Genomic DNA, 26024 nt, shown 5'->3' with positions numbered 1-26024 from the left:
AATGTATCTGATAGGTGCCATCCAAAGCGTATTAGGACGAGTGGATTAATGTCTCTATTCGACACCTGATTTTGTTTTACATCAAAATCAGGTGTCATCCTTGTTCGGATATAGGATCCCAACCAAATCGCTCGGATTCCTTCTTCTCATATATAGTTGGGATTGCACGATAGCTGTTATGTGGGGTTGCACATCAAAAAACGGGTATCCGACGGGTTTCATGAAGCGGATTGGGCGTTCGTCTGCGAAAACGAATGTATTTTACCCTGCGGTCCTTGATACCTCCCCTACTCTTAAAAAGGTCTATCTATAAAAAAAGATAAGGTGTGTAAAAATCACATCAACACAGAGATAACTGTAAAAATGTCTGTAAAACCAATTTAAAATCAATCATTTTCTATTGTAATCAAGGCTTACGAGCAAGGAGATACAGAAGAAGTCGAAGATTGCCAACTGATGCTAGCATTGATTTATAAAAATCTAACTCATCCTTAAATGAAGTGGTGGGTAACTTTTGGCTTGGCGAAATATCTGAAATATATTAAACAGATTAGCTGAATCTCATTATCTTAGAAGACATTCGACTTGCCATTATTCACCACACATCAGATGAGCTTCCCAGAGTGATACTGATTATATAGGAGGTGTGAAAGATGGCTAAAGACGTTAAATGTGAGGTAAACAATTGTAAATACTGGGCGGATGGGAATAGATGTCATGCTAACGTCATTTATGTTGTAAGCCATACTGGCAAAAGTGCAGCTAATGAAAAAGAAACAGACTGTCAAACGTTCGATCGAAGTTTCTAAAACGCTCAAATTTTTTTCAAAGTAAACAGTTTTTTCAGCCATCGCTCCTCTTCTTCTTTAAGGCCACAGCTAACCAATATCGCAGCTGTGGTTCAGTTTTTCTTCATAGTCTATGATGCTAACTTAAAGCTGTACAGAAACGCTTACTTAAAAGTGTAAAATATCAAATGCCATAAAAAAACTACGTAAAGAAGATACACTGAAAACCACTATTTCAAATAAACCCCATAATCTAATATGACAGTGCCATCAGCTTGTTTTTCAGTAAACCTTGGAGAGTTATAGCGTTCAAAGAACCACCACCACTTCTCTGTGTCCTCCTTAAAGTCTTCACGCAGATACGCCATATCATTTTCCTTTAGCTTCGCAATAGCAAGGTTGTGAGCTTCCTCCCCATAGATCTCGCCTGTTTCTTCTTTGCCCTTAATCCAACAAACACCGACATCACCTTCTGGGAGGTCTACATATTCAAAGCCCTCTGGTACAGGTGTACCTTCCTCAAAAAGGGTACCAATCCAGTATTGAAAAGAGTCGAAATCTTCGTTACATCCCATCAAACCATAGTAACCGTTTTCAATTCTAGGTAATGGACCGATTTTTTCAAGCTGGGTGAACCATCCTTCTTTAAACCACTGTTCCCATTTAACCGCAAAGCTACCATATTGATCACGATCATCATTCGTGTAACATTTGCCGATAAGTCTTGCCCTGGGAAAATGCTCCTTCTGAACATGCACAATCTCAATTGCCATCTAAACCACACCTCTCACTATTTAATAGTTTTATTCTACCAAGCATGAATCGCTTGGTCAATCTAAAATAGAACATACGATCTGTTTCTTTAAAAATAAAAGTGTCAAATGCGTTAACCTCGCGTCTGACACTTTTATCATACAGCCTATTTACGTTTTCTCTTCGTGGCCTTAGGTGGGGCAACCTTACCTTTTCTTTTTCCTTTTTTCTTCCCTTTTTTCTGCTTGTCTTTCTCATTCTCATGCTTAGGCGCTTTTTTTTGTTCAATTGGTGGACGGCGCCGCGCTTGCTTCTTCATGCCTACGATTTCAAAGTCAACTGCATGCTCCTCCATATTGACGCCAGCAACCCGTATCGTAATCGTGTCACCAATTCGAAAGATATTGCCTGTTCGCTCGCCGATCATGGCATGTGCGCGTTCGTCAAATTTATAATAATCATCCGTAAGATCACTTACATGTACAAGTCCCTCGACTGTATTGTCAAGCTCGACAAATAATCCGAACCCTGTAACTGAACTTATTACACCATCAAATTCTTCTCCGATCTTATCCTGCATAAACTCAGCCTTTTTCAGGTCATCGGTTTCACGCTCGGCATCCACGGCAACGCGCTCACGCTCCGATGTATGCTTAGCAATATCACTGAGTTTACCTTTCCAAGCATTTTGCGTTTTGTGATCAACCTTACCTTCAATTAAGTAAGTTCGAATAAGGCGATGAACGATCAAGTCCGGATAGCGACGGATTGGGGAAGTAAAGTGTGTATAAAATTGGGTAGCTAGCCCAAAATGACCAACACTATTCGGGTCGTATTTGGCCTGTTTCATTGAACGTAGCATCAGCTTAGATATCACCATTTCTTCTTGCTCACCTTCAACAAGCTCAAGAACCTTCTGCAAGGCTTGTGGGTGAATATCATTCGCTGTGCCCTTGACATTATAGCCAAATTGCCCGACAAATTCAAAGAACTTTTGGAGTTTTTCCTCATCAGGATCCTCATGTATACGGTGAATAAACGGCAGATCCATCCAGTGAAAATGCTCGGCAATCGTTTCATTTGCCGCCAGCATGAATTCTTCGATTAGACGTTCCGCAACAGATCGCTCTCTAATGGCAACATCTTTAGCATGACCAGCTTCATCTACGAGAACCTTTGCTTCTTTAAAATCAAAATCAATTGCTCCACGTCCAAATCGCTTCGCTCTTAGGATAGCAGCTAATTGTTCCATTTCTTCAAAAAATGGAACAAGCTCTTCGTAAGACTTGCGCACATCTTGATCCTCATCAACAAGAATTTGGTTAACTTCCTGATAAGTCATTCTAGCAGTCGTATTAATCACACTTTGGAAGATATCATGGTTGACTACCTCCCCTTTCGCATCAATCTCCATTTCACAGCCTAATGTTAAGCGATCAACATTAGGATTTAAAGAGCAAATGCCATTAGATAGCCTGTGGGGAATCATTGGAATAACCCGATCTACTAAATACACACTTGTTCCCCGCTCATATGCCTCTTGATCAATCGGTGATCCTTCCTCAACGTAGTGAGAAACATCTGCAATGTATACACCTAGCTTATAGTTACCGTTTGGTAATTTTTCAACGGTGACCGCATCATCCAAATCCTTTGCGTCAGCACCATCAATCGTAACGATAACCTTATCACGCAAGTCACGTCGATTTGAAAGTTCATTAGGATCAATTTGATCAGGTACCTGTTCAGCTTGTTGCAAGACCTCTTCTGGGAAGTCGATCGTAATATTATGCTTATGAATAATCGAAATAATGTCCATACCAGGGTCATTTTTATGACCGAGGATCTCCATCACTTCACCTTCAGCAGCCATTGTTCCTTCTGGGAACTTCGTTAACGTTACAATTACCTTATGACCAGTTACTGCACCTTTACTATCAGCTTTTTTAATAAAAATATCATTAGGTATCCGCTTATCATCTGCAATAACAAAGCCAAAGCTTCCTTTGTCCTCAAAAGTGCCGATAATCCGTGTTGAATGGCGCTCAATAATTCGTTCAACCACACCTTCCACACGTTTATCACCAACTTGTTCTGTCTCAATTCTGACAAAGACATGATCATTATTCATTGCACCATTTAGATCATTTGGATTAATATATACATCTTTTTGATTCTCATCATCTGGTAAGAGAAAAGCAAAACCTTTTTTGTGCATTTGGATTTTCCCTTTGACTAATCCAATTCGTTCAGGCAGTGCATAACGATTTTTCCTTGTTAACAGTAGCTTACCTTCATCCTCTAAAGTATTAAGCGATTTGATCAACGCTTTAAATTGATCTGCATCTGAAGTATCTATTTGTAAGCCTTCTAGTATTTCTTCAACTTTTAAAGGTTTTTGAGCTTCTTCTTCAATATAAGTAATAATGCGTTCCTTTAGTAATTCCAATTTCACTTTCACCTTCTTTCATTTTTGTGTCTACTTTATTATGAGTTAGTCCCAGTTTAATGATTCTAAAAATTGATAAATATCTTCATGAACATCATCTCGCTTCGCCCCTAATGTAATGGCATGCCCAGCATCTTCATACCATTTTATAGCTTTTTCGTCACATTCTACTGTTTCATAAATATGCGATGCACTTGCAGTATTAATCATTTGATCATCCTTTGCTTGAATCACCATAGTTGGCGTATAAATTTGATCGAGATGGCAATTAACCTCTTTAAAAAGTGCTGCCAATTCTTGAAATAGTGGCTTTGCATCTTGAACGAGTTGATCAACTTCTTTAATAACTTGATCTTCTTGTTTACCCTCTACTCTCTTATATTGGCTAGCATAATAACGAAATCCTTTAGTTAATTGTTGTTCGTTATCAAAGAACATAGGCGAGCACATAGGAACAACACCGACTATCGGTTGAGAATAAGCAAGCTTTAAAGCTAACACACCACCTAAAGATAAACCGATTACCGCAATTTTCCGATAACCTTGTGCCTTCAATTCATCATATGATGCCTTAACATCTTCCCACCAAGCTTGTGCCCCACCTTCTAATAAGTCTTCCGGAGCTTGACCGTGTCCTCGATAAATAGGACCGAGTGAAGTATAGCCTTTCTTCTGCAAGAATCGTCCCAACATTCGAACATCTGCGCTGTGACCAGTAAAGCCATGTAATAATAATACCGCTCTTTCCCCCTCTTTAAACATAAAAGGCTGTGGTGTTTGTATTTTCATATTTAATATCGTCCTTTCTCTATTACAAAAAGCGCTTAAATAAAATAGCTTAATGTTTAATCTTACCAAAACAAGTCAAATTCTGCACTTGTTCTGTTTTCTTTATGTAAGAATCTATCAAAATTTTTTAATCCAAGCTGATCGATTGCCTCACAGCAATAAAAACCCCCTCATTTTCAAAAACAAATGAGAGGGTTACATTCGCAACACTATAGTATATAAGCTACGACAAACGTTAAAACAAAAAACAAAACAGCAGCTACAATGGTAGCTCTTTGTAAAACAGCATCTATTCCTCTAGCCTTTTTCTTTCCAAATAATTGTTCCGCACCGCCTGAAATGGCTCCAGACAATCCTTCACTTTTCCCTGATTGCATTAAAACAAGTATAATTAAAGTTATTGACGTTATAACTAATAACGTAAGTGCAACACCATGCATAGTTGCGTACACCTCCTAAAGAACTTCGAACACCTTCGTTTATCACTGGACACTTAGTTTATACTATGTAAAAACAAAGCGGTAAACTTTTTAAAGCGTCAACTTACAACGGGGTATAATCCCCTCTCAATGCTAGGTTAAATAATATTATACACTAGTATTAATTTAGCATAAAATAGTAACAGCCTGCAAGTTAATTTTATAATAAACTCAACTTTCGCACACTGAAAATAGTCATTCATCCTTGATCTTGTTCAATAAACGCGGTATTTAATATGCTTGTTGACTTTACTTTTGCATGGATGTGCCACATACGTTAAGAACGTTATTTCGTTCCAAAAAGCAAGGGATTCGCTTTTCGTGGGGATGGCTTCAGCTAACTTTAGAAGCTAAGAGCGCTTCTAAAGTAGATCTTCAGCTCATCCTATTCCCGCAGAAGTCTCCCCCCTTGCTTACCTCCACTTAGACAGGTGGTTCATACTGAATGCGATTTTTCCATTTTGCGTGCGATCGCAACTAATTTTCATGCGAATTTCTCACTTTTCGTATGATCGCGGATTCATGCGATTTCCTGAGTAAGCCCAACCGCACGAAATAAAGTACTATTTAGCAGGTGAGCTATCTGTAGACTCCGGTGGTAATAGCTCCACGAAAAGTGGAACATATCTCAACTATGAGTCCAAGACGAAAGTTTTATAATCAAATAAATTTGCTCTACTCTCTATTTTGAGGTGGGGATTTTACGGACGGTTATCTGTGATAAAAAAGCATTTAACTAAAAGATTATCATTGACTGATTTTGACTGATTTTGATTGATTTTTATCAATTGGTGACGTATGATTAAAGTAAGCGATTTATTTGAATTAGAATAAAGGAGGTTGCGCATTGTTAACGGCCAAACGTCATGCACTTATCATTGATTTACTTAAACAAAAACATCTCGTAACCATCCAAGAACTGGTTGATTTGACATCCGCTTCTGAATCAACGATTCGAAGGGACTTACGTGAATTAGAATCCCATCAGCATTTAATACGTGTTCATGGAGGTGCCACATCGAAACACTCTGCATTCCAAGAGCTTACATATCCTGAAAAATCAATTTACCATGTTGATGCTAAGAAACAAATTGCTAAGTTTGCGGCTTCTCTAATAAGTGATCACGATTGTATATATCTTGATGCTGGAACAACCAACTATGAAATGATTTCACATTTAGCTGATCGGCAAATTACCGTTGTAACAAATGGCTTAACACACCTTGACGCTCTTAACCAATTTAATATTAAATCTTATCTGCTAGGTGGTGCAGTTAAACATACAACTCGCGCTCTTATTGGCGTCGGAGCGCTTAAAGCACTCGAACGTTATCATTTTGATAAAGTATTTATCGGTGCAAATGCAATTGATTTAAACTTTGGTTATTCTACACCTGATCCCGAAGAAGCAGCTGTCAAGCGTGCAGCAATAGCGCAAGGTGAACTTAGCTTTGTTATAGCAGATCATTCAAAATTCAATGAGAGACGTTTTGCCAAGATTGTTGATCTTAATCAAGCAACATTAATTACTGATGCAATCGAACAAAATCAACACAAGCAATTTCAAGAAAAAACAACCATAAAGGTGGTATCAACATGATTTACACTTGTACCATTAATCCATCAATTGACTACATCATTCATATCGATTCATTTCAATATGGTGGCTTAAACCGTGGAGAGCAAGCCGCTTATTATCCGGGTGGCAAAGGAATAAATGTTTCACGTATTTTAAAAAGATTAGCTGTCGACAATACAGCACTTGGGTATATTGGAGGCTTTACCGGAGAATATATTAAAGAGGCTTTACATCAAGAAGGGATTAAAACGGATTTTATTACAATAGATGGTGTGACTCGGATTAATATGAAAATGAAATCATCTAAAGAAACAGAGATCAACGGACCTGGCCCGGACATTAGTCAAAAGGAACTTGAGCAACTCTTTCAGCAAGTTGAACAATTAACAGCTGGTGACACATTAGTCGTTGCAGGGAGCTTGCCCCGTTCATTACCAGATGACCTTTATGTGAATTTGGCTTCAATTTGTGCAAAAAAACATGTTGAGATGGTAGCAGATACTTCAAGTGACTCATTAAAAGCTCTAATGGGTACACCACTTTTTCTCGTTAAGCCTAACCATCATGAATTGGGGGAATTATTTAATACCGTCATCACATCTAAACAAGATGCTATCTATTATGGTAAAAAATTATTAAATAATGGTGTTGAGCATGTGCTCATTTCTATGGGAGGCGAAGGTGCTATTTACTTAAATGGCAAGCAATGCCTAATAGCAAAAGCACCAAAAGGGGATGTTGTCAACACTGTTGGTGCAGGTGATTCATCCGTAGCTGGCTTTTTAGCTGGGCTACAGCACTACTCTAATGATGAGCAAGCTTTTCGATATGCTGTCGCTAGTGGAAGCGCAACAGCCTTTAGTGCTGACCTCGCTTTAAAAGACGATGTTGACGCTCTTGTCGATCGTGTTCAAATATCTGGACTATAAAGCGAACCTTCAATCAGTGGACGGAGGTCTACAGGACATAGGTCATGCAGACGTCGCCACAGGACGTGGCGATCTTAGTCAGTAATCCTTCTTAAGGACGTGGCGGTTTTAGTCTACGATCTTACCCACCCACTGATTGCAGGTTCGTTGAGTGAGTCAGGACATTAGCAGCCGCCTAAATAGATAAACCTCTTCTCTCCATATTTAGTCGGGCGGTTATCTGTGATAAAAAATCACAAGCTACGAAATTTGACAGTAGACTTCATTTTAAATAGATGGTATTGTATGAAAAGCGTATACTAATGTAGGTGTAGTTATCTTTATATGATAAAGGAAAAAAACTATACACAGTTTTACATTGTTTTTTGTATGTAATACTTGAAATATCACTGCAAAACAAAGTAAAATTGAAGTTGTGGTATACTGAATAAAAAGATATTAATTATTTTATAGGAGGTTTTTTTCATGGCAGCTGAAAAAACAGTAACAATTACAGATTCAACAGGAGTACACGCACGTCCAGCAACAGTACTTGTTAACAAAGCAGGTAGCTTTGCCTCTGACGTAACCGTTGAATACAACGGTAAATCAGTTAATTTAAAATCAATTATGGGTGTAATGTCTCTAGGTATCCCTAAAGATGCTGAAATTAAACTTGTAGCTGAAGGTTCCGACGAGCAAGAAGCAATCGATGGAATTTACGACGTCATTAAGCAAGAAGGATTAGGAGAGTAATTATTTATGTCAAAGCTAAAAGGGATTGCGGCATCTAATGGTGTAGCTATAGCAAAAGCATACACTTTAGAAGCACCTGAACTTTCTTTTGAGACAAAGAAGGTCGGTGACGTTGCCAAAGAAACAGAACGTCTACAGGATGCTCTAGACGTTTCAAAGCAAGAGCTTGAAAAGATTAAAGAAAATGCTCGACAATCACTTGGTGATGAACATGCTGAAATTTTCTCAGCGCATCTGTTGGTTCTTAGTGATCCAGAAATGATTACACCAATCAAAGATAAGATAAAAAATGAAAATATCAATGCAGAGGCAGCTCTTGATGAAGTCGCTAACATGTTCATTAATATGTTTGAAAGCATGGATAATGCTTATATGCGTGAACGTGCTGCAGATATTAAAGATGTCACCAAGCGCGTTATGGCCCATTTACTTAAGGTTTCATTTCCTGACCCTGCTTTAATTGATGAAGAGGTCATCATTATTGCTGAAGATTTAACACCTTCAGATACCGCTCAATTAAATAAGCAATTTGTTAAAGGGTTTACAACAAATATTGGTGGACGAACTTCCCATTCTGCTATTATGGCTCGCTCTTTAGAAATCCCTGCTATAGTCGGTACGAAAACCGTTACAGATGATGTTAAAGATGGCGATATCATTATTGTAGATGGTATTGATGGTGAAGTTGTTATTAATCCATCAGATGATGTGATTAAAACCTATCGCAAAAAACAAGACGACTTTGCTAAGCAAAAAGAAATTTGGGCACAATTAAAAGATGAGCCAACGGTATCAAAAGATGGCACACATGTTGAGCTTGTTGCAAATATTGGGACGCCAAACGATGTGGAAGGTATTATCAATAATGGGGGTGAAGGTGTCGGTCTTTACCGCACTGAGTTCTTATATATGGGTAATAGTGATTTCCCTTCAGAAGATGACCAATTTGATGCTTATAAATCTGTGCTCGAGCAAATGGGAGACAAGCCTGTTGTTGTTCGTACCTTAGATATCGGTGGCGATAAAGAGTTAAGCTATCTTGACCTACCGAAAGAAATGAACCCATTTTTAGGTTTTCGCGCGATTCGTCTCTGCTTAGAGCGTGACGATATTTTCCGCACGCAATTACGTGCACTCTTACGTGCTAGTACTTATGGAAACTTGAAAATTATGTTCCCTATGATCGCGACGCTAGATGAATTTCGACAAGCAAAGGCATTATTACTTGACGAAAAAGATAACTTAAAAGGTGAAGGTATTGATGTTTCTGACGATATCGAAATCGGTATCATGGTTGAAATTCCATCAACTGCGGTAATTGCTCGCCAATTTGCTAAAGAAGTTGACTTCTTCAGTATTGGTACAAATGACTTGATTCAGTATACAATGGCAGCAGACCGTATGAATGAGCGCGTTTCATACTTATACCAACCTTACCACCCTGCTATCCTTAACTTAGTTAATAATGTTATTGAAGCCGCTCACGCTGAAGGCAAATGGGCAGGTATGTGCGGCGAGATGGCGGGCGATTCAATCGCTATACCAATCTTACTTGGGCTAGGACTAGATGAGTTTAGTATGAGTGCAACATCTATTTTACCAGCACGTACACAAATCAAAGATTTATCTAAAGAAGAACTTGCTTCTTATAAAGATGAATTACTAAGCATGTCAACTGCTGATGAAGTAGAAACGTTTATTCGTGAAAAAACAAATCAATAATTAAGCTTCTCGTTAAAAGAGATGGTGTGATTTTTACTCGCACCACCTCTTTTTTTAATTTGGTGTTGGTTTGCGTGGCGAAATATGGTAGCCTTATGAATGAAGAGAATTTAAAGAGATGTGTGGTCAGCCTGTTACTGACTAGCATTCTATAAGTAATGGAGGATGACTGGAAATGCAAAAAAATAGAAATGAAGAGGACTTCAGCATCCGTTTCGCAGAAAAGGAAGATGTCTCTCTTATTTTATCCTTAATAAAAGAACTGGCGGAATACGAAGCGTTGCTGACCGATGTGAGTGCCACTGAGGAATTATTGAAGGCAAATCTGTTTGAGAAAAAAACAGCTGAAGTGATCATTGGTGAATATCAAGGTGAACCTGTGGCTTTTGCACTGTTTTATTCCAGTTTTTCAACGTTCTTGGGCAAACCGGGTCTCTACTTGGAGGATTTATATGTCAGACCAGATTATCGAGGAAGAGGATTTGGACGGAAACTGATTACATACTTAGCTGATCTCACTTGTGAAAGAGAATACGAACGTCTGGAATGGGTATGCCTCGACTGGAACACATCTGCCATTCAGTTTTACAGAAAAATGGGAGCTATAGCTATGGAGGACTGGACGACATACAGACTCCATGGAAGTGCACTTAAAAATCTTGCTAGCCATTTTTAGTTGCCGAGATCGCGTCCGGCTGAAGGTGAAAGATTTTTTATAAAACGAACCTTCAATCAATCAGCAGAGGCCTACAGGATGTAGGTCGTGCAGACGTGGGCCTACAGGATGTAGGTCATGCAGACGTTGCCACAGGACGTGGCGGTCTTAGTCTGTAATCCTTTTTAAAAATGTGGCAGTTTTAGTCTACGATCTTCCCCTCCCACTGATTGCAGATTCGTTGAGTGAATCATTACATGAGCGACTGTTATCACCCACCTCAATCGATTTGTTGTATTCTTTCTCTATTTTGAGGGGATTTTACGGACAGTTATCTGTGATAAATAAATAATGGAACCTGTGAAATAAAGCGCTTCTCTTAACAATATCAAATATTATTACTTAATCAAGCCCTCCTAAAGCCTGACAGAGCCAAGAAGGAATAAACATTAATATAACCCCTTATCTATTGTGATTAAATCACAGATAAGGGGTTATGTTTGTCTAGCATTCATTCAGAGAAAATCATAAATGATCAATTAGACTTTTTCACGTCTATAACTTATTTATTTAAGTTATAGAATGCTGTTTTTCCAGCATATTTAGCTGTATCAACAAGCTCATCTTCGATACGAAGTAATTGATTGTACTTCGCAACACGGTCCGTACGTGAAGGTGCACCTGTTTTGATTTGGCCAGCATTTGTTGCAACAGCAATATCAGCAATTGTTGCATCTTCTGTTTCACCTGAGCGGTGTGAAATAACTGCAGTGTAATTAGCTTTTTTAGCCATTTCAATTGCTTCGAAAGTTTCAGTTAATGTACCAATTTGGTTAACTTTGATTAGGATTGAGTTTCCAATACCTTTTTCGATACCTTCTGAAAGTTTTTCAGTATTTGTAACGAATAAGTCGTCACCTACTAATTGAACTTTGTCACCTAGTTTATCAGTTAAAAGTTTGAAACCATCCCAGTCATTTTCATCTAGACCATCTTCGATTGAGATAATTGGGTATTTTTCAACCATTTCAGCATACCAGTCAACCATTTCAGCAGACGTACGAACAACGCCTTCACCTTTAAGATTGTATTTACCGTCTTCGTAAATTTCTGAAGCTGCAACGTCCATTGCAAGTTTAACTTCTTCACCAGGTTTGTAACCAGCTGCTTCAATCGCTTCAATAATGGTAGATAAAGCTTCTTCATTTGAAGATAAGTTAGGTGCAAAACCACCCTCATCACCTACAGCAGTGTTGTAACCTTTTGAAGTAAGAACTTTCTTAAGATTATGGAAGATTTCAGCTCCCATACGTAGCGCTTCTTTGAATGTAGGCGCGCCAACTGGCATAACCATGAATTCTTGAATATCAACATTATTATCGGCATGCTCACCGCCATTTAGGATGTTCATCATCGGTGTTGGAAGTGTCGTAGCATTGAATCCACCTAAATAAGTATACAATGGAACGCCTAAGTGATCTGCAGCAGCATGTGCAACAGCCATTGAAACACCTAAGATTGCGTTAGCACCTAATTTGGCTTTGTTTGGTGTACCATCTAATTCGATAAGTAATTTATCAAGAACAACTTGACGAGTGACATCAAAACCAAGTAGTTCTGGAGCAATAACTTCGTTAACGTTTTCTACTGCTTTTTGAACGCCTTTACCTAAGTAACGGTCTTTGTCACCATCACGTAATTCAACAGCTTCATATTCACCTGTTGAAGCACCGCTTGGTACGAGTGCACGACCAAAAGCGCCTGATTCCGTATAAACTTCTACCTCAACTGTTGGGTTACCACGAGAGTCCATAACTTCGCGTGCGTATACATCTGTAATATATGGCATAATTTTCGTCTCCTTTTTGTTAAATCATTTTATTTAAAATAAATTATCACTTAATTAAAGATTTTCCAGTCATATCTGCTGGTTTTTCTACATCTAATAGATCAAGAAGGGTTGGCGCCAAATCACCTAGGATACCACCATCTCGAACGGATCCCCCTTGTTCTGTAACAATAACAGGTACAGGATTCGTTGTATGTGCGGTCATTGGCTTTCCATCTAGTGAAACAACTTCATCAGAGTTACCGTGATCAGCGGTAATGATGGCTTTCCCACCTTTTTCAATGATCTTATCTACGATCTTACCTAAACATTCATCAACAGCTTCAATCGCTTGAATAGTTGGCTCAAGCATACCTGAGTGTCCTACCATATCCGGGTTAGCAAAGTTTAAGATGATTGCATTTTGATTACCTTCATCTAATTCTTTAAGCAATGCATCTGTGACCTCATAAGCGCTCATCTCAGGCTTTAAGTCATAAGTTGCCACTTTAGGTGAATCAATTAAAATGCGTTTTTCACCATCAAATTCTTGCTCCCGTCCACCACTCATAAAGAAAGTGACATGTGGATATTTTTCCGTTTCAGCAATACGCAGTTGATTTAACCCGTTATTTGCTAATACTTCACCAACTGTGTTCGTTAATTCAGCTGGAGGATAAGCAATTTTCCCTGACACCGTGTCACTATACTTCATTAAACAAACAAAATAAATATCTTTCGGTGCTACTTCACCACGATTGAATTCAGAGAAATCATTATTAGCAAATGCTTGAGATATTTGAATCGCACGATCTGGACGGAAGTTAAAGAAAATAATGGCATCTTCTGATGCAACTTTTCCTATTGGCTCCCCGTTACTATCAACCATAACGGTTGGCAGCACGAATTCATCATAAATATCTTCAGCATAAGCCGCATCAACAACCGCTAATGGATCTGTTGCTTGTGGTCCTTTACCATAAACCATTGCATCATATGCTTTTTGAACACGATCCCAGCGTTTATCACGATCCATCGCATAATAACGGCCAGAAATAGTAGCAAATTGACCGACGCCCATCTGATCCATTTGTGCTTGTGCTTCTTTGATATATTGTTTTGCCGATTTTTGACCGACATCACGTCCATCTAAAAAGCCATGAACAAAAACGTTGGTAAGTCCTTTATCTTTGGCTAACTTTAGGATCGCATACATGTGCTCAATATGACTGTGTACCCCACCATCAGACAATAATCCGAAGATGTGTAATGCTTTATTATTGTTTATCGCATGATCAACCGCATGAACTAATTGTTCGTTGGTGAAAAAGTCACCCTCACGAATCGATAAGTTTACACGAGTCAAACTTTGATAAACCACTCGACCAGCACCAATGTTTAAATGGCCAACTTCAGAATTACCCATTTGTCCTTCTGGCAGACCAACAGCCTCACCAGAAGCGATCAATTGATTGTGTGGATACTGTTTCCAATAACGATCAAAGTTGGGGGTATTGGCTAATTTAACTGCATTACCTTTTTCTTCATCTCGTATTGCATAGCCATCTAGGATAATAAGTGCAGCTAACTTATCTTGGCTCATTGTGCACCAGCCTCCACGAGTTTCAAGAATGAATCAGCTTCTAAACTAGCACCACCAACAAGCGCACCGTCAATATCTGACTGTGCAAGTAGTTCATCTATATTTCCAGGTTTGACACTACCACCATATTGAATACGGACAGCTTCTGCTGCATCAGCAGAAACAGCTTCTACAACTGTTTGACGCACATGTGTACATACTTCATTAGCTTGTTCAGAAGTTGCTGTCTTCCCAGTACCTATCGCCCAAATTGGCTCATATGCAATAACAACTTGTTTAACCTGTTCTTCTGTTAAACCAGACAATGCTTTTTTCACTTGATCTGCTACAAGTGTCATCGTTTGATTTGCTTCGCGTTGCTCAAGTGTTTCACCAACACAAATAATTGGTGTCATTCCATATTCAAATGCAGCATGCGCTTTTTTGTTTACTGTTTCATCTGTTTCAGCAAAGTATTCACGACGCTCCGAGTGACCTAAAACAACGTACTTAACACCAAGATCCTTCAACATTGCTGGACTTACTTCACCAGTAAATGCTCCACTTTCTTCAAAGTGCATATTTTGTGCGGCAATGGCAAGATCAGTACCTTTCGCTTTGCTAACGAGTGCTTGTAAATACGGAAAAGGTGCACAAACGATCGAATCAACTTTGTCTTGTGCTGGCACTTTGTCTTTCGTATCAGCTACAAAAGCTTCAGCATCTGCTAATACTTTATTCATTTTCCAGTTTCCTGCAATAATTGGTTTACGCATAATCTGCTCCCTTTCATGTCTCGTTTATTAAAAATATTAGACGTCTTAGTTAAGAACGCATAAATATTTTAATTAAAACATACAAATTCATTCATGTTTTGGGGATTATTTGTTACTAATCGCTGCTAGTCCAGGTAACTCTTTACCTTCTAAATATTCTAATGATGCCCCACCACCAGTAGAAATATGTGAGAATTTTTCCGCAAAACCTAGTTGCATGGCAGCAGCAGCTGAGTCACCACCACCAATAATCGTTGTTGCATCATCTAAATTAGCAATGGATTCACAAACACCGATTGTTCCTTTGGCAAAATTAGACATTTCAAACACACCCATAGGCCCGTTCCAAACGACTGTTTTTGCACCTGTTAATTCCTGTTCAAATTGCTTAATCGATTCTGGACCAATGTCTAATCCCATTTGGTCTGCTGGAATTTCATCTACTGAAACAGCTTTAATGTCACCGTCATTAGAGAATTCTTTATTAATCATTGCATCTACAGGTAAAACAATCTTACCGCCTGCTCGCTCTAATAACGTTTTGGCTAAATCTACTTTGTCAGCTTCAAGTAGTGATGTTCCAATTTCTTTTCCTTGTGCTTTGAAGAAAGTATAAGACATACCTCCACCAATAATTACCTTATCAGCTTTTTCAAGGAGGTTTTCAATAACACCGATTTTATCACTTACTTTAGCCCCACCCAATATCGCTACAAATGGGCGTGTAGGATTATCAACGGATTCTCCAATGAATTTAATTTCTTTCTCCATGAGAAAACCTGCAGCTGATTCTAAATTAGACGCTATTCCAACATTAGAAGCATGTGCACGGTGGGCTGTACCAAACGCATCGTTAACAAATAAATCGCCAAGGCTTGCCCAGTACTTCCCTAATTCAGGATCATTTTTGCTTTCTTTTTTACCGTCGATGTCTTCAAAACGCGTGTTTTCAAACATTAAAACATCGCCATTGGCTAAATTGTCAATCGCGCTTTCAAGTTTTGCTCCTCTTGTTTCACTAACAAATGTGACATCTTGAGCTAATAATTCACCTAAACGATCGGCAACAGGTTTTAATGATTTGCCTTCCTTATCTGCTTCTTCAGCCACACGGCCTAAGTGTGAGAAAAGAATAACTTTAGCCCCTTCAGAAATTAAATGTTTAATGGTTGGAAGGGCCTGAACAATACGATCATCATTGGTAATATTTCCATCTTTCATCGGGACATTAAAGTCTGCACGTACAAGTACTTTTTTTCCTGTTACATCTAAATCAGTTACAACTTTTTTCGCCATTTCATAATCCTCCATTAGATAAATTTAAAAACAACAAGCGGGAAGCGCGATCGCTTCCCGCTTGACTGTTATTACTATCAGATTTAACTAATTATAATGTTGAATTATAATTTAGCAAAGTATTCTAGTGTGCGCACAAGCTGTGCAGTGTAAGACATTTCGTTATCATACCAAGAAACAGTTTTCACTAATTGTTTACCATCTACACTCATTACTTTAGTTTGTGTAGCATCAAATAGCGAACCATAAGTCATACCGATAATATCTGAAGAAACGATTTGATCTTCAGTATACCCGTAAGATTCGTCCGCTGCTTTTTTCATTGCTGCATTAACTTCATCAGCAGTTACTTCTTTATCTAAGACGGTTACTAATTCAGTTAATGAACCTGTAGCAACAGGAACACGTTGTGCAGCACCATCTAATTTTCCATTTAATTCAGGGATAACAAGACCAATTGCTTTAGCAGCACCCGTAGTATTAGGAATGATATTTTGAGATGCAGCACGCGCACGACGATAGTCACCTTTAGGGTGTGGTGCATCTAATGTATTTTGGTCACCAGTAAAGGCATGGATAGTTGTCATAAGACCTTCAACAATACCAAAGTCTTTATGAAGAACGTTAGCCATAGGAGCTAAACAGTTAGTGGTACAAGAAGCACCAGAAATTACTGTTTCTTCACCTGTTAAAATGTCATGGTTTACATTGTAAACAACTGTTGGTACATCATTACCACCTGGAGCAGAGATTACGACACGTTTCGCGCCACCTTTAAGGTGAAGCTCAGCTTTTTCTTTAGAAGCAAAGAAACCAGTACATTCTAATACGATTTCTACACCTAAGTCTCCCCATGGTAATTCTTCAGGGTTACGGTTTGAAAGGATTTTTACATCTTTACCGTTAACAGTAAAGTAACCATCTTTTACATCAACATCACCTTTAAAAGGTCCTTGTGTAGTATCATATTTAAGCAAATGAGCGAGCATGTTAGCATCAGTTAAATCGTTAACCGCTACTACTTCAATCCCTTCTACTTCTTGAATACGACGGAAAGCCAAGCGGCCAATACGACCAAAACCATTAATACCTACTTTTACAGTCATTCTTGTTTCCTCCTTATGTTTACATAAATTTATTTAAAGGGAAAATCCCTTTATTAACGCTTTTGCTGCAGCCTCATCAGTAATGAGGACATTACTTTTTCCTTGTCTAAAATAGGAATCAATTGCTTTAGCCTTAGATTCCCCACCAGCTATCGCAATTACTGTTCTTATCTTTGACAAATCTTCCAATTGCATACCTACGGTTCGAACTTTATAGACCACTTGGCCATATCGATCAAAATAATAGCCAAAAGCCTCACTTACTGCTTTACCCGATTGTAACTTTGCTAAAACATCATTGGTCGCTTTGCGACGTTTGGCCATTGTTATTGCATCACCAATGCCGTGCATGACAATATCTGCTTGTCTAATGATATGTAAAATTTCCTTAACACCAGGCTCTTGAATAATTGAATGATAGGTTTCTTCACTCAAAGGGTCTGGCACATAAAGCAGTCGGTAATCGCCATGTACTTTCTTAGCCATCTCAGCACAAATCGTGTTCGCCTGATTCTCAACGCGCTCTCCTAAACCACCTCTAGCCGGAACAAACATGCAATTCACCGTCTTGACCATAGGTTTCATCATCATAGCTGCAGCTGCCATTGATGTTCCGCCTGTTACAGCAACGGTTGCATGTGGGGTAAGACGCGATTGTAAGAAATCTATCGCTCTACGCCCTAAATCATGTTTAACCCATTCTTGCTTATCGCTGTCCCCGGGAGTAATTATAACATGATCAAGGTTTAATGTCTGCTTGATTTGATTTTCTAATACACGGAAATCGTTAATTTCTTCAACGTATGATGTTAATTCCATCATAATTTCTCTACCCGTTGCGGTTAAAGAAACACCTTTTGTACTAACAACCAGCATACCTTGTTGTGTTAAATAGTCTAATTCACTACGAACAACACGTTCTTTCAAATCAATTTGTTCTGATAAGCTACGTCTCCCAATCGGCTCTAGCAGTTGTATTGTGTGTAGGATTTGGTAACGTCTTAGCATGACTTCAAGTAGATCGGGGCATAGTAATTTTTGCAAATCAATTAGCGTCGGCATGCTTTGCCTCCCTCACTCTTTTATCAACGGGGTGATTTTCGTCCCGGAAGAACGTTTTTTGTCCCACATACAATAAAAAAATTCCAACACAGTAATTGTAGCAGATCAATAAGCATTGCTCAAGTATTTCTTTTTTACACGGCAGGCTGCATCTATTGTGCAGCCTGTCCCCATAGCTAGTATTCAATGTCTTCTACCATTTTCTTTAATATGCTAGAAGATTCTTCGAGTTGCTTTTGTTCGCGATCTGATAAATTAAGTCGTAATATTTCTCTAACACCAAATTCGTTAACAACAGCTGGGATGCCTAAATATACCCCGTCTAGTCCATATTCTCCTTCAAAGTAGGTTGACACCGTTAAAATAGAGTTCTCATTGTATAACAATGCTTTGGTTAGTCTTGCTAAACCCATCCCTATCCCGTAATAGGTCGCACCTTTACGTTCTATAATATGATAAGCGGCATCTCTTACATTTTCAAAGATCTCTTGCATATCACGGTCTTCATAATAATTTTCAATTCGACCATATACATTTAATGGAAGTCCACCTACTTGGACATGACTCCAAACCGGCAATTCTGAATCGCCATGTTCTCCGATAATATAGGCGTGAACATTTCTAGAATCCACTTGAAAATACTCACTTAATAAATAACGAAAACGTGCTGTATCTAATATTGTACCAGAGCCAATCACACGCTCTTTTGAAAGTCCTGACACATCATAAGCGACTTGTGTTAACACATCAACAGGATTAGAGGCTACAACGAGAATACCCTTGAAACCCGCCTCCATAATTTGTTCGACAATCCCCTTCATAATCTTTGCGTTTTTCGAAGCTAGGTCGAGTCGTGTTTCCCCAGGTTTTTGGTTTGCACCAGCCGTTATCACAACAAGATCTGCATCAGAACACTCCTCATATTCACCTGCTCTAATACGCATAGGCGAACCAAACGGCATACCATGATTAAGGTCACGCGCCTCACCATCTGCTCGCTTGTAATCAAGGTCAATTAACACGATTTCATTTACTATTCCTTGATTTAATAAGGAATATGCATAGCTAGATCCAACAAAGCCTGTACCTACAATTACAACTTTTCGTGTTTTTGTGTAACCAATTGTCATGCTAAACACCCCTTCTGTAAAAATGAAAGGCTACCTTATCAAAAGCTAAGCTCTTGATAACATCCCTTATATAGATCGTAACATAATTTAGTATAGCTATCATTTTATAGCATTTAATTTCGTTTCTCTTTACCATACCCTTTATCGTCAAAGATTATGTCTAAATCTGTTTTTTATCACAGATAACTGTCTGTAACAAAATAGAGCGTAGAATTCACCCACTTAAGCGGGAGTTAACGGACGCTCATGTCCGGATTCACTCAACGACCAATCAGCGGGAGAATGACGAAAACCTCCACGAATTGAAGACTACCGTTGTTGAATCATGGTAATTCACTTAAAGTAATTGCGTTCTATGTGTTTCTGTTACTAAAATTTTATAAATCCGCATTATCCTTCCTTTAGTGAGTGGGCGGGGCTCAGAATAAGAAACTTCTTATTTCTAGTCGTGTCACATCTTCTTCACTTTATTTCGTGCGGTTGGGCTTACGCATTCAGTATGAACCCTCAGTCTATGTGGAGATAAGAGCAAGGGGTGAGACTTCTTCGGGAATAGCATGAGCTGAAGATCCACTTGAGGAGTGTGCGACTCAAGTTAGCTGAAACCCATCCCCATAGCCGTCAAGCTAAGGATCAATTACAGAAAAAGCAAGTCTAGAGTGAATAATTTTTACACAAAATTATATTATTTTCCAATTCGGTGCATGATTAGTAAAAACCACTTTATTGCTTTTTTTTTAATATTACGCTGTTAAAAGTGGCTGTTGATTTGCGATCCAGGCATTTCGCTTTCCGCGGGCTCGCGCTGAGCCTCCTCGTTCGCACAGAACGCTCACTGTGGGGTCTCATCGTCTTCGCTTTTCCCGCAGGAGTCGAATGCCTTCCTCTCCAATCAACAAAGTTAAAAAACAATAAGCTTTGGCAAAACCCAAATATTAATCTATACTGCTTTGAAAGTTCGTTCATAAGTAAGATTTAAGATATCAAAAGGACTCATATGCTCATAGCGATGATCTTTCCTTCCATGTCGGTATACATTTTGATAAATATTCTTCATCAGTGCACGAAGTGAAGAGATATCATGCAATGGCTGTCCTTTCTCATCTTCAATGGCGCTTTTTGCAAGGTCGATACACTTGTATTCACTACCTTCGATCTGATGCTTCTTATGGAGATAATAACGACATTGAAAAGCAATCATAGACGAAAGAAGAATATGAATTAGCGTACCGTATAAATGACACTCAAACCGCTCTGGATTCACAGCTCGCACCTTATCGATATCAAATAATGATTTCCATGTTTTAAATAGAATCTCCACTTGCCAACGCAAGGAATAGATCGGATACAACGCTTGCATATCCAATTGTTGCCGTGTTATATTGGTGGCAAGAATTTGGATTTGATTCTTTTTTGTGGCGGATTGGGTGTGACCCCCTTTCCGCCTTCTTCTTTGTAAATAGCCTTCCCGTTTCTCTTGTTGTTTTTCAGTCAATTGTTGAACAACTAGACGTGTTTGGCGTGTGTTTTTTCCCTTCTTACCCATTTGAATATGTCCATAATCTATCATTTCTCCTGATTCCAGTTCTGTTGCATCTTCTTCTGGTTTGATTTGTATCATTCGATCTTCTTCATTCCGTTTCCAACTATTTTCAGTCGAAAGTTGAGTAACAGTTTAAAAACCTTAGTCCATTTACAATTCTTTGTGAAAATTTTATACTCTTTTCATTATGTAAAAAAGGATTCTACATGGCCACCATGCAGAATCCTTTTTAATTTATTGACCTTTTTTGCTGACTATATCTCATTAATAATTTGTTCCATTTAATATCTATATTTAATAAATAAGCAAAATAGACAACGAAAATGACATTAGCTAAATATTGCCAAAAAGCAGAAAATCCAAAAATATCTTGTAATGCATTTGTTTCCCACAACACTAATATAGACAGAAAAAACCAGTAAACATATTTCACAACATCACCTCCACTAACATTCGTGAAATAGTGTTGCACATATTATAGCCTATTTTCTTTAATAATGAAATATTAAAATTGTGTAAATATCGATATAACGATAACATCCCACAAAGGTTAGACCAAAAGACATAGGCTCCTTCAAAATAATGGGGTAATTACCTGATCATTCTCTTACACAGCTAGGATTTTACACATGTTTAGTCAGATATTAATGTTCGGTTTCCCTATCTAAATTTAATTTATAAATAAGCGATAAATGTCGTCGCTATAGTAAAATAAATAATTAATCCTAGAATATCATTAACGGTCGTAATAAATGGACCTGAAGCAATCGCCGGATCTAATTTCAATTTATTAATGACAACTGGAACAATAGCACCAATCACTGTAGAGAAACTTAATGTTAAAAATAGTGAGGCAGCAACAATAAAAGATAATGCAAAATTGCCATACACTATCGGAACTAAAATCAATAATACAACTCCAGTAATAACACCAAGCATAATACCTGTCCCAAATTCTCGCTTAACAGCATGTAATAAACCTTTCTTTTCAAAGGAATCTGTCGCAATTGCACGTACAACAACCGCTAATGATTGTGTTCCTGCATTTCCTGCTGAATCCATGATTAAAGGAATAAAAGCGGCAAGGATGACAACCTGCTCTAAGGACTCTTCAAATGAATTGATCACACCACCGGTAATAAAACCAAAAAATATCAACATAACAATCCATGGCGCACGTTTTTTCGCTGCTTGAAAAGAACTTATATTAATGTCAATCGCCCCTTTAGCTGCGATAAATTCATCAAAGTCTTCTGTAACTTCCTCATCCATTACTTGCATAACATCGTCAACGGTAATAATACCGGTTAAGACATCTTCTTTCGTAACAACTGGGACAGCCAAAAAGTCATAACGTTTCATCAGCTTCGCAACATCTTCTTGATCCATATCTGTTGTGACGGTAACAATATCTGTTCCCATAATATTTTCAACCGTTTCAAACGCCGGTGCTATAATTAAATCCCGCAAGGATAATACACCTACAAGTCTTGACTTTTGGTCGAGCACATATAAGTAGTATATCGTTTCTGCATCAGGTGCTGAAAATCTCAAATTATCAATAACCTCACTGACTTTGTCAGTAGACTTTATCGTGACGAATTCTTTCGCCATGATCCCACCAGCTGTTTCAATAGGATAACTTAATAATTCACGAATAATAATCGCACGCTCTTTATCCATTGAATTCAATATTTTACTCGCTTCAAAAGTTTCTAATTCAGCGAGTAAATCAGCTACTTCATCAGTAGGAATGGCATTAAATAGTTCAGCAATATATGCTTCATCTAATTCTAAGATGATTTGTTTTTGTCTTTCTAAATCTAGTCCTTCAAATAATTCAGCAAATTCTTCACCTGAAATTAATACATACAAACGATCTCGCAATTGACGATTCAACTGAACAAAAATATCAAGTTGATTCGTTGGATGGAGTTCCAAAAAAAGTTCTCTAAATTTATTTTTATTTTCTTTTTTTAAATAATGTAGCACATCAGTTGCATAATCTTCTCGATTTAATTCTTCAAACTTGACCATATTATATCCTCCTCATTTAGAGACCGATACCGACAAATACAGTAGGGGCCTTTTTATACTGCTCTGCCTATAACTCGAATCAGAATCTGCGCAACTTCCCATACCGTATTCCCCCTTTTTTAATATGGTTAAATCATTAAGTTTTACCCTTATACTTCCCTCAGACATAGGAAAAGCCCACCTTTGAATGAAGGTGAGCTTTAATTATTTAAGTGCATCCCAAATAACCTGATCGCCTCCATTCGTAGAGCTTTAGCACTGTGCGGCATAGGATCAAGTCCAGCTACATTAAAAACCACCTTAATTCGATAGTCTCTGTTGACCCATTGGCGTCTTTGGACGTTTTTGGGCAGTAGCATATCTCCAGCACAGGAGCCTCACCTAACGAGGAATTATAATATACATTCACCATCATAAAGTATCGATCTTGTAATGTCAATTCCTAAATTTCGACTAGCGAACCATAATAAAAAATGTTAAGCTATTCTAAAGTTTTTTTAAAAAGTGAGGTTTACTATGTTACATTCTACCAAGATAATCGTGATTTCACTTATTATCTTTTTATATACGGCAATTGCAACAACTATTTTACCCTGGCGTTTATTGGATACTATTGGTGTTAGGATCACGGAATTACTCAACAACTTTTCACTTATATATGTTGTTAGCCACTTATCATTTCTTGGTGCTATTGAATTTGTTCTTTCCATTTCAATTATTGTAGTTATTAGTCTCATTTATAAAAAGCGATGGGACTTTGCTATTTTGTTTACGGTTATGTCTATCGGTGGAGTGTTTTTGAACTATCTGCTCAAAGTATTATTCCAACGTACACGCCCAGGTTCAGAACGGATGATTCAGTTTTTTAACATTGAATTTGAACTTGTCTCCTATAGCTTTCCAAGTGGACATACGATGCGCACGACCTTATTATTTATGTTCATTATCTTTCTTGTCTATCATTTGCAAGCGAATAAACGATTAAAAGCAGGTGTTCTATCACTCGGGATAACAGCTATTACAGGCGTGGCATTAAGTCGAATTATTTTAGAGGCACATTACTTAACAGATATTGTAGCTGCTATAAGCATATCGATCTCATGGTTGGCGCTATGTATAAAAATTTGGATCAACAAAAGATCCAAATTTCAAATTAGAAGCATGTCTTAAAGAGCATCATTTCTCCAATCATAATTCGTACTTCTTGCTTCTCAAAAGATGCTCTAATCGATCAAGCCTCTACTGTCTAGTAATCCTTTACATGCATCAGCGCACGCATAACAAGCTTTAGCACAATCCTGGCAGTGATCATGTTCATGTTTAGCACATTCATAGCCACATACCTGACATGCTTCAATACACAGTTTTGCGTAGCTCTCAATAAACTGTGTATCAAAGAATAAAGCTTGCTCAAATTGAGCACAAATCGTTGCGCATTCTTGACTCATTTGGATACATTTAGCCATATGATTTGCATCTTCTTTGAAACAAGATCGATAACAGTGCAAACACGCCTCTCGACAATTTTGTAACGCAATCACTACGGATTGATATTGCGCATTATTCATTATTTATCACTCCTTATCATTGATTTTCTTTTCCCACTTATGTAAGTTTTTAAACGATATTTATAGAAAAGGCCTCTCTTTAAAGAGAAGCCTTTTTAATTAGCATTTTTTCGGTATTTTATTTCGATCGAGCTCCACTGGTGTCATCGGTTCATTGGCAAACTCATGATCAAAGCGTCTTGGCGATGTCTCTTTAATTGTTTCATGATCATTGCGCCCTTTACGTTTACGTTTTTCAGCTTTTTTCTCATGACTCATTACTATCACCTCCACAACCATTAGTTTGTCCCATTATAAACCGACTATCCCTACAGCTATATGGTTAACTTTCCATGTCATGAACAGCGACTTACAATATCTAGAATTTTAAGATTAATTTTTTAAACAAGCTTGATATCAATTAGCATGGTAACACTTTATAATTAACCAGCATTTGCTTCGATCAATCACGCAAAGCATATTAATAGAGTGAACCAACAATAGCAGTGGTTCACTCTATTTTTAAAAAAGAAGCTTTTTACAATGGAAACTACCTATTTTATTCCAACCTTGACGTCACGCTTACTTTTTATATTCAGCATGATTCTTATTTCTTCTCGGATGGGATATTAATTCATCAGCAAATTCATGTCCGTAATCTCTTGACAATGTTTTATCCACTTCTCGATGATCACTTTCACGCTTTGCACATTTACATGAATCTTTTGCTTTATGGTTATTTTCCATCATAAATCACCTCCACTTATATTATGGATGTAAATAAAGAATATATGTGGGGATAATGAATAGTAACTTTATCAATTCAAGGTATTTTAAGTAAAGAAAGAAAACGAAACTTCAATCAGTGGGCGGAGGCCTACAGGATGTAGGTTATGCAGACGTGGGCCTACAGGATGTAGGTCATGCAGACGTTGCCACAGGACGTGGCGGTCTTAGTCTGTAATCCTTCTTAAGGAAGTGGCGATCTTAGTCTGTAATCCTTTTTAAAAATGTGGCGGTTTTAGTCTACGATCTTACTCACCCACTAATTGGTAGTTGAGTCAATCAGGAGATTAGCATCTGTTATCGCCCACCTAAATCGATTGACCTCTGCTCTCTATTTTGTGGTGGCTGTTTACTGACCATTATCTGTGATAAATCCGTTCATATTTTTATAATTTAGTGCATAATAGGTTTGATTTGGCTTAATGGGTTAAGTTTGTTATAGTGGAACAGTAA

The 26024-nt window shown here is 38.0% G+C and carries 24 protein-coding genes and 1 riboswitch; of the genes, 7 read left to right on the top strand and 17 right to left on the bottom strand.

Annotated elements, in window-relative coordinates; all coding sequences use genetic code 11:
- Window positions 1–653 precede the first annotated feature (653 nt).
- Window positions 654–809 carry a DUF1540 domain-containing protein gene (locus JOE23_RS01765; protein ID WP_204435574.1) on the top strand — a complete coding sequence of 52 codons (156 nt, stop codon included), beginning with the start codon at window positions 654–656 and terminating at the stop codon, window positions 807–809.
- A gap of 209 nt (window positions 810–1018) precedes the next feature.
- Here JOE23_RS01765 and JOE23_RS01760 read toward each other — a convergent pair whose 3' ends face one another.
- The 4 genes from JOE23_RS01760 to secG form a co-directional block, all read right to left on the bottom strand.
- A complete protein-coding gene (locus JOE23_RS01760; protein WP_204435573.1) occupies window positions 1019–1561 on the bottom strand; it encodes an AraC family transcriptional regulator in 543 nt (180 codons plus the stop codon).
- A gap of 146 nt (window positions 1562–1707) precedes the next feature.
- On the bottom strand, window positions 1708–3990 hold the full coding sequence (rnr, locus tag JOE23_RS01755; RefSeq protein WP_204435572.1) for a ribonuclease R: 2283 nt from the start codon (window positions 3988–3990) through the stop codon (window positions 1708–1710).
- A gap of 45 nt (window positions 3991–4035) precedes the next feature.
- A complete protein-coding gene (locus JOE23_RS01750) occupies window positions 4036–4779 on the bottom strand; it encodes an alpha/beta hydrolase (protein ID WP_204435571.1) in 744 nt (247 codons plus the stop codon).
- Between the two features lie 209 nt (window positions 4780–4988).
- A complete protein-coding gene (gene secG / locus JOE23_RS01745) occupies window positions 4989–5219 on the bottom strand; it encodes a preprotein translocase subunit SecG (RefSeq protein ID WP_204435570.1) in 231 nt (76 codons plus the stop codon).
- An 886-nt stretch (window positions 5220–6105) separates the two neighbouring features.
- On the opposite strand from secG, the gene JOE23_RS01740 reads away from it, so the two are divergent.
- The 5 genes from JOE23_RS01740 to JOE23_RS01720 all read left to right on the top strand — a co-directional run bounded on the left by JOE23_RS01740 (window position 6106) and on the right by JOE23_RS01720 (window position 10899).
- Complete coding sequence (locus JOE23_RS01740) at window positions 6106–6858, top strand: DeoR/GlpR family DNA-binding transcription regulator (RefSeq protein WP_204435569.1); 753 nt, start codon at window positions 6106–6108, stop codon at window positions 6856–6858.
- Complete coding sequence (pfkB, locus tag JOE23_RS01735; protein ID WP_204435568.1) at window positions 6855–7766, top strand: 1-phosphofructokinase; 912 nt, start codon at window positions 6855–6857, stop codon at window positions 7764–7766. The genes JOE23_RS01740 and pfkB overlap by 4 nt, the downstream gene beginning before the upstream one ends.
- Window positions 7767–8231: 465 nt before the next feature.
- Window positions 8232–8501 carry a phosphocarrier protein HPr gene (locus JOE23_RS01730; RefSeq protein ID WP_204435567.1) on the top strand — a complete coding sequence of 90 codons (270 nt, stop codon included), beginning with the start codon at window positions 8232–8234 and terminating at the stop codon, window positions 8499–8501.
- Window positions 8502–8507: 6 nt separating this feature from the next.
- Window positions 8508–10223, top strand: a complete 1716-nt coding sequence (gene ptsP, locus JOE23_RS01725; protein ID WP_204435566.1) for a phosphoenolpyruvate--protein phosphotransferase — start codon at window positions 8508–8510, stop codon at window positions 10221–10223.
- Window positions 10224–10398: 175 nt separating this feature from the next.
- The gene (locus JOE23_RS01720; RefSeq protein ID WP_204435565.1) at window positions 10399–10899 is read left to right on the top strand and encodes a GNAT family N-acetyltransferase; all 501 of its coding nucleotides are present in this window, start codon (window positions 10399–10401) and stop codon (window positions 10897–10899) included.
- A 541-nt stretch (window positions 10900–11440) separates the two neighbouring features.
- On the opposite strand, the gene eno is transcribed toward JOE23_RS01720, so the two are convergent.
- From eno to mgtE, 10 genes are all read right to left on the bottom strand, one after another.
- A complete protein-coding gene (eno, locus tag JOE23_RS01715) occupies window positions 11441–12727 on the bottom strand; it encodes a phosphopyruvate hydratase (protein WP_204435564.1) in 1287 nt (428 codons plus the stop codon).
- Between the two features lie 46 nt (window positions 12728–12773).
- A complete protein-coding gene (gpmI, locus tag JOE23_RS01710; RefSeq protein ID WP_204435563.1) occupies window positions 12774–14309 on the bottom strand; it encodes a 2,3-bisphosphoglycerate-independent phosphoglycerate mutase in 1536 nt (511 codons plus the stop codon).
- Window positions 14306–15064 carry a triose-phosphate isomerase gene (gene tpiA, locus JOE23_RS01705; RefSeq protein ID WP_204435562.1) on the bottom strand — a complete coding sequence of 253 codons (759 nt, stop codon included), beginning with the start codon at window positions 15062–15064 and terminating at the stop codon, window positions 14306–14308. Before tpiA ends, gpmI begins: the two co-directional genes overlap by 4 nt.
- Before the next feature lie 105 nt (window positions 15065–15169).
- Entirely contained in the window at window positions 15170–16360 is a 1191-nt protein-coding gene (locus JOE23_RS01700; RefSeq protein WP_204435561.1) for a phosphoglycerate kinase, read from the bottom strand.
- A gap of 104 nt (window positions 16361–16464) precedes the next feature.
- Window positions 16465–17466 carry a type I glyceraldehyde-3-phosphate dehydrogenase gene (gene gap / locus JOE23_RS01695; RefSeq protein WP_204435560.1) on the bottom strand — a complete coding sequence of 334 codons (1002 nt, stop codon included), beginning with the start codon at window positions 17464–17466 and terminating at the stop codon, window positions 16465–16467.
- 33 nt (window positions 17467–17499) lie between these two features.
- The gene (locus JOE23_RS01690; protein WP_204435559.1) at window positions 17500–18528 is read right to left on the bottom strand and encodes a sugar-binding transcriptional regulator; all 1029 of its coding nucleotides are present in this window, start codon (window positions 18526–18528) and stop codon (window positions 17500–17502) included.
- A gap of 176 nt (window positions 18529–18704) precedes the next feature.
- The gene (locus JOE23_RS01685; RefSeq protein ID WP_204435558.1) at window positions 18705–19658 is read right to left on the bottom strand and encodes an L-lactate dehydrogenase; all 954 of its coding nucleotides are present in this window, start codon (window positions 19656–19658) and stop codon (window positions 18705–18707) included.
- A 940-nt stretch (window positions 19659–20598) separates the two neighbouring features.
- Complete coding sequence (locus JOE23_RS01680) at window positions 20599–21279, bottom strand: transposase (protein WP_204435557.1); 681 nt, start codon at window positions 21277–21279, stop codon at window positions 20599–20601.
- 151 nt (window positions 21280–21430) lie between these two features.
- Window positions 21431–21634: a hypothetical protein gene (locus tag JOE23_RS01675; protein ID WP_204435556.1), complete on the bottom strand. Its 204-nt coding sequence runs from the start codon at window positions 21632–21634 to the stop codon at window positions 21431–21433.
- Between the two features lie 242 nt (window positions 21635–21876).
- On the bottom strand, window positions 21877–23238 hold the full coding sequence (gene mgtE, locus JOE23_RS01670; RefSeq protein ID WP_204435555.1) for a magnesium transporter: 1362 nt from the start codon (window positions 23236–23238) through the stop codon (window positions 21877–21879).
- Between the two features lie 229 nt (window positions 23239–23467).
- Window positions 23468–23634, bottom strand: a riboswitch (M-box (ykoK) riboswitch).
- A gap of 120 nt (window positions 23635–23754) precedes the next feature.
- Here mgtE and JOE23_RS01665 point away from each other — a divergent pair.
- A complete protein-coding gene (locus JOE23_RS01665; protein WP_204435554.1) occupies window positions 23755–24408 on the top strand; it encodes a phosphatase PAP2 family protein in 654 nt (217 codons plus the stop codon).
- A gap of 53 nt (window positions 24409–24461) precedes the next feature.
- On the opposite strand, the gene JOE23_RS01660 is transcribed toward JOE23_RS01665, so the two are convergent.
- The 3 genes from JOE23_RS01660 to JOE23_RS01650 all read right to left on the bottom strand — a co-directional run bounded on the left by JOE23_RS01660 (window position 24462) and on the right by JOE23_RS01650 (window position 25532).
- Window positions 24462–24806, bottom strand: a complete 345-nt coding sequence (locus JOE23_RS01660) for a four-helix bundle copper-binding protein (RefSeq protein WP_204435553.1) — start codon at window positions 24804–24806, stop codon at window positions 24462–24464.
- 99 nt (window positions 24807–24905) lie between these two features.
- Window positions 24906–25064 carry a small acid-soluble spore protein O gene (locus tag JOE23_RS01655; protein WP_204435552.1) on the bottom strand — a complete coding sequence of 53 codons (159 nt, stop codon included), beginning with the start codon at window positions 25062–25064 and terminating at the stop codon, window positions 24906–24908.
- A 303-nt stretch (window positions 25065–25367) separates the two neighbouring features.
- On the bottom strand, window positions 25368–25532 hold the full coding sequence (locus JOE23_RS01650) for a hypothetical protein (RefSeq protein ID WP_204435551.1): 165 nt from the start codon (window positions 25530–25532) through the stop codon (window positions 25368–25370).
- Window positions 25533–26024: the final 492 nt, after the last annotated feature.

The sequence above is a fragment of the Amphibacillus cookii genome (genome assembly GCF_016908375.1).
GTDB classification, from domain to species: Bacteria; Bacillota; Bacilli; order Bacillales; family Amphibacillaceae; genus Amphibacillus_C; species Amphibacillus_C cookii.
Note: the sequence above shows the minus strand (reverse complement) of the source record. Positions and strands in the feature narration are given on the sequence as shown.

What these genes read in the sequence shown, in the direction of transcription:
- JOE23_RS01730 (WP_204435567.1), top strand. Translation starts at nt 8,232, where the DNA reads ATGGCAGCTGAAAAAACAGTAACAATTACAGATTCAACAGGAGTACAC.
- eno (WP_204435564.1), bottom strand. Translation starts at nt 12,727, where the DNA reads ATGCCATATATTACAGATGTATACGCACGCGAAGTTATGGACTCTCGT.
- secG (WP_204435570.1), bottom strand. Translation starts at nt 5,219, where the DNA reads ATGCATGGTGTTGCACTTACGTTATTAGTTATAACGTCAATAACTTTA.
- JOE23_RS01760 (WP_204435573.1), bottom strand. Translation starts at nt 1,561, where the DNA reads ATGGCAATTGAGATTGTGCATGTTCAGAAGGAGCATTTTCCCAGGGCA.
- JOE23_RS01750 (WP_204435571.1), bottom strand. Translation starts at nt 4,779, where the DNA reads ATGAAAATACAAACACCACAGCCTTTTATGTTTAAAGAGGGGGAAAGA.
- JOE23_RS01650 (WP_204435551.1), bottom strand. Translation starts at nt 25,532, where the DNA reads ATGGAAAATAACCATAAAGCAAAAGATTCATGTAAATGTGCAAAGCGT.
- gpmI (WP_204435563.1), bottom strand. Translation starts at nt 14,309, where the DNA reads ATGAGCCAAGATAAGTTAGCTGCACTTATTATCCTAGATGGCTATGCA.
- JOE23_RS01700 (WP_204435561.1), bottom strand. Translation starts at nt 16,360, where the DNA reads ATGGCGAAAAAAGTTGTAACTGATTTAGATGTAACAGGAAAAAAAGTA.
- JOE23_RS01655 (WP_204435552.1), bottom strand. Translation starts at nt 25,064, where the DNA reads ATGAGTCATGAGAAAAAAGCTGAAAAACGTAAACGTAAAGGGCGCAAT.
- tpiA (WP_204435562.1), bottom strand. Translation starts at nt 15,064, where the DNA reads ATGCGTAAACCAATTATTGCAGGAAACTGGAAAATGAATAAAGTATTA.
- JOE23_RS01720 (WP_204435565.1), top strand. Translation starts at nt 10,399, where the DNA reads ATGCAAAAAAATAGAAATGAAGAGGACTTCAGCATCCGTTTCGCAGAA.
- pfkB (WP_204435568.1), top strand. Translation starts at nt 6,855, where the DNA reads ATGATTTACACTTGTACCATTAATCCATCAATTGACTACATCATTCAT.
- JOE23_RS01685 (WP_204435558.1), bottom strand. Translation starts at nt 19,658, where the DNA reads ATGACAATTGGTTACACAAAAACACGAAAAGTTGTAATTGTAGGTACA.
- JOE23_RS01765 (WP_204435574.1), top strand. Translation starts at nt 654, where the DNA reads ATGGCTAAAGACGTTAAATGTGAGGTAAACAATTGTAAATACTGGGCG.
- JOE23_RS01660 (WP_204435553.1), bottom strand. Translation starts at nt 24,806, where the DNA reads ATGAATAATGCGCAATATCAATCCGTAGTGATTGCGTTACAAAATTGT.
- gap (WP_204435560.1), bottom strand. Translation starts at nt 17,466, where the DNA reads ATGACTGTAAAAGTAGGTATTAATGGTTTTGGTCGTATTGGCCGCTTG.
- JOE23_RS01665 (WP_204435554.1), top strand. Translation starts at nt 23,755, where the DNA reads ATGTTACATTCTACCAAGATAATCGTGATTTCACTTATTATCTTTTTA.
- JOE23_RS01690 (WP_204435559.1), bottom strand. Translation starts at nt 18,528, where the DNA reads ATGCCGACGCTAATTGATTTGCAAAAATTACTATGCCCCGATCTACTT.
- mgtE (WP_204435555.1), bottom strand. Translation starts at nt 23,238, where the DNA reads ATGGTCAAGTTTGAAGAATTAAATCGAGAAGATTATGCAACTGATGTG.
- JOE23_RS01680 (WP_204435557.1), bottom strand. Translation starts at nt 21,279, where the DNA reads ATGATACAAATCAAACCAGAAGAAGATGCAACAGAACTGGAATCAGGA.
- ptsP (WP_204435566.1), top strand. Translation starts at nt 8,508, where the DNA reads ATGTCAAAGCTAAAAGGGATTGCGGCATCTAATGGTGTAGCTATAGCA.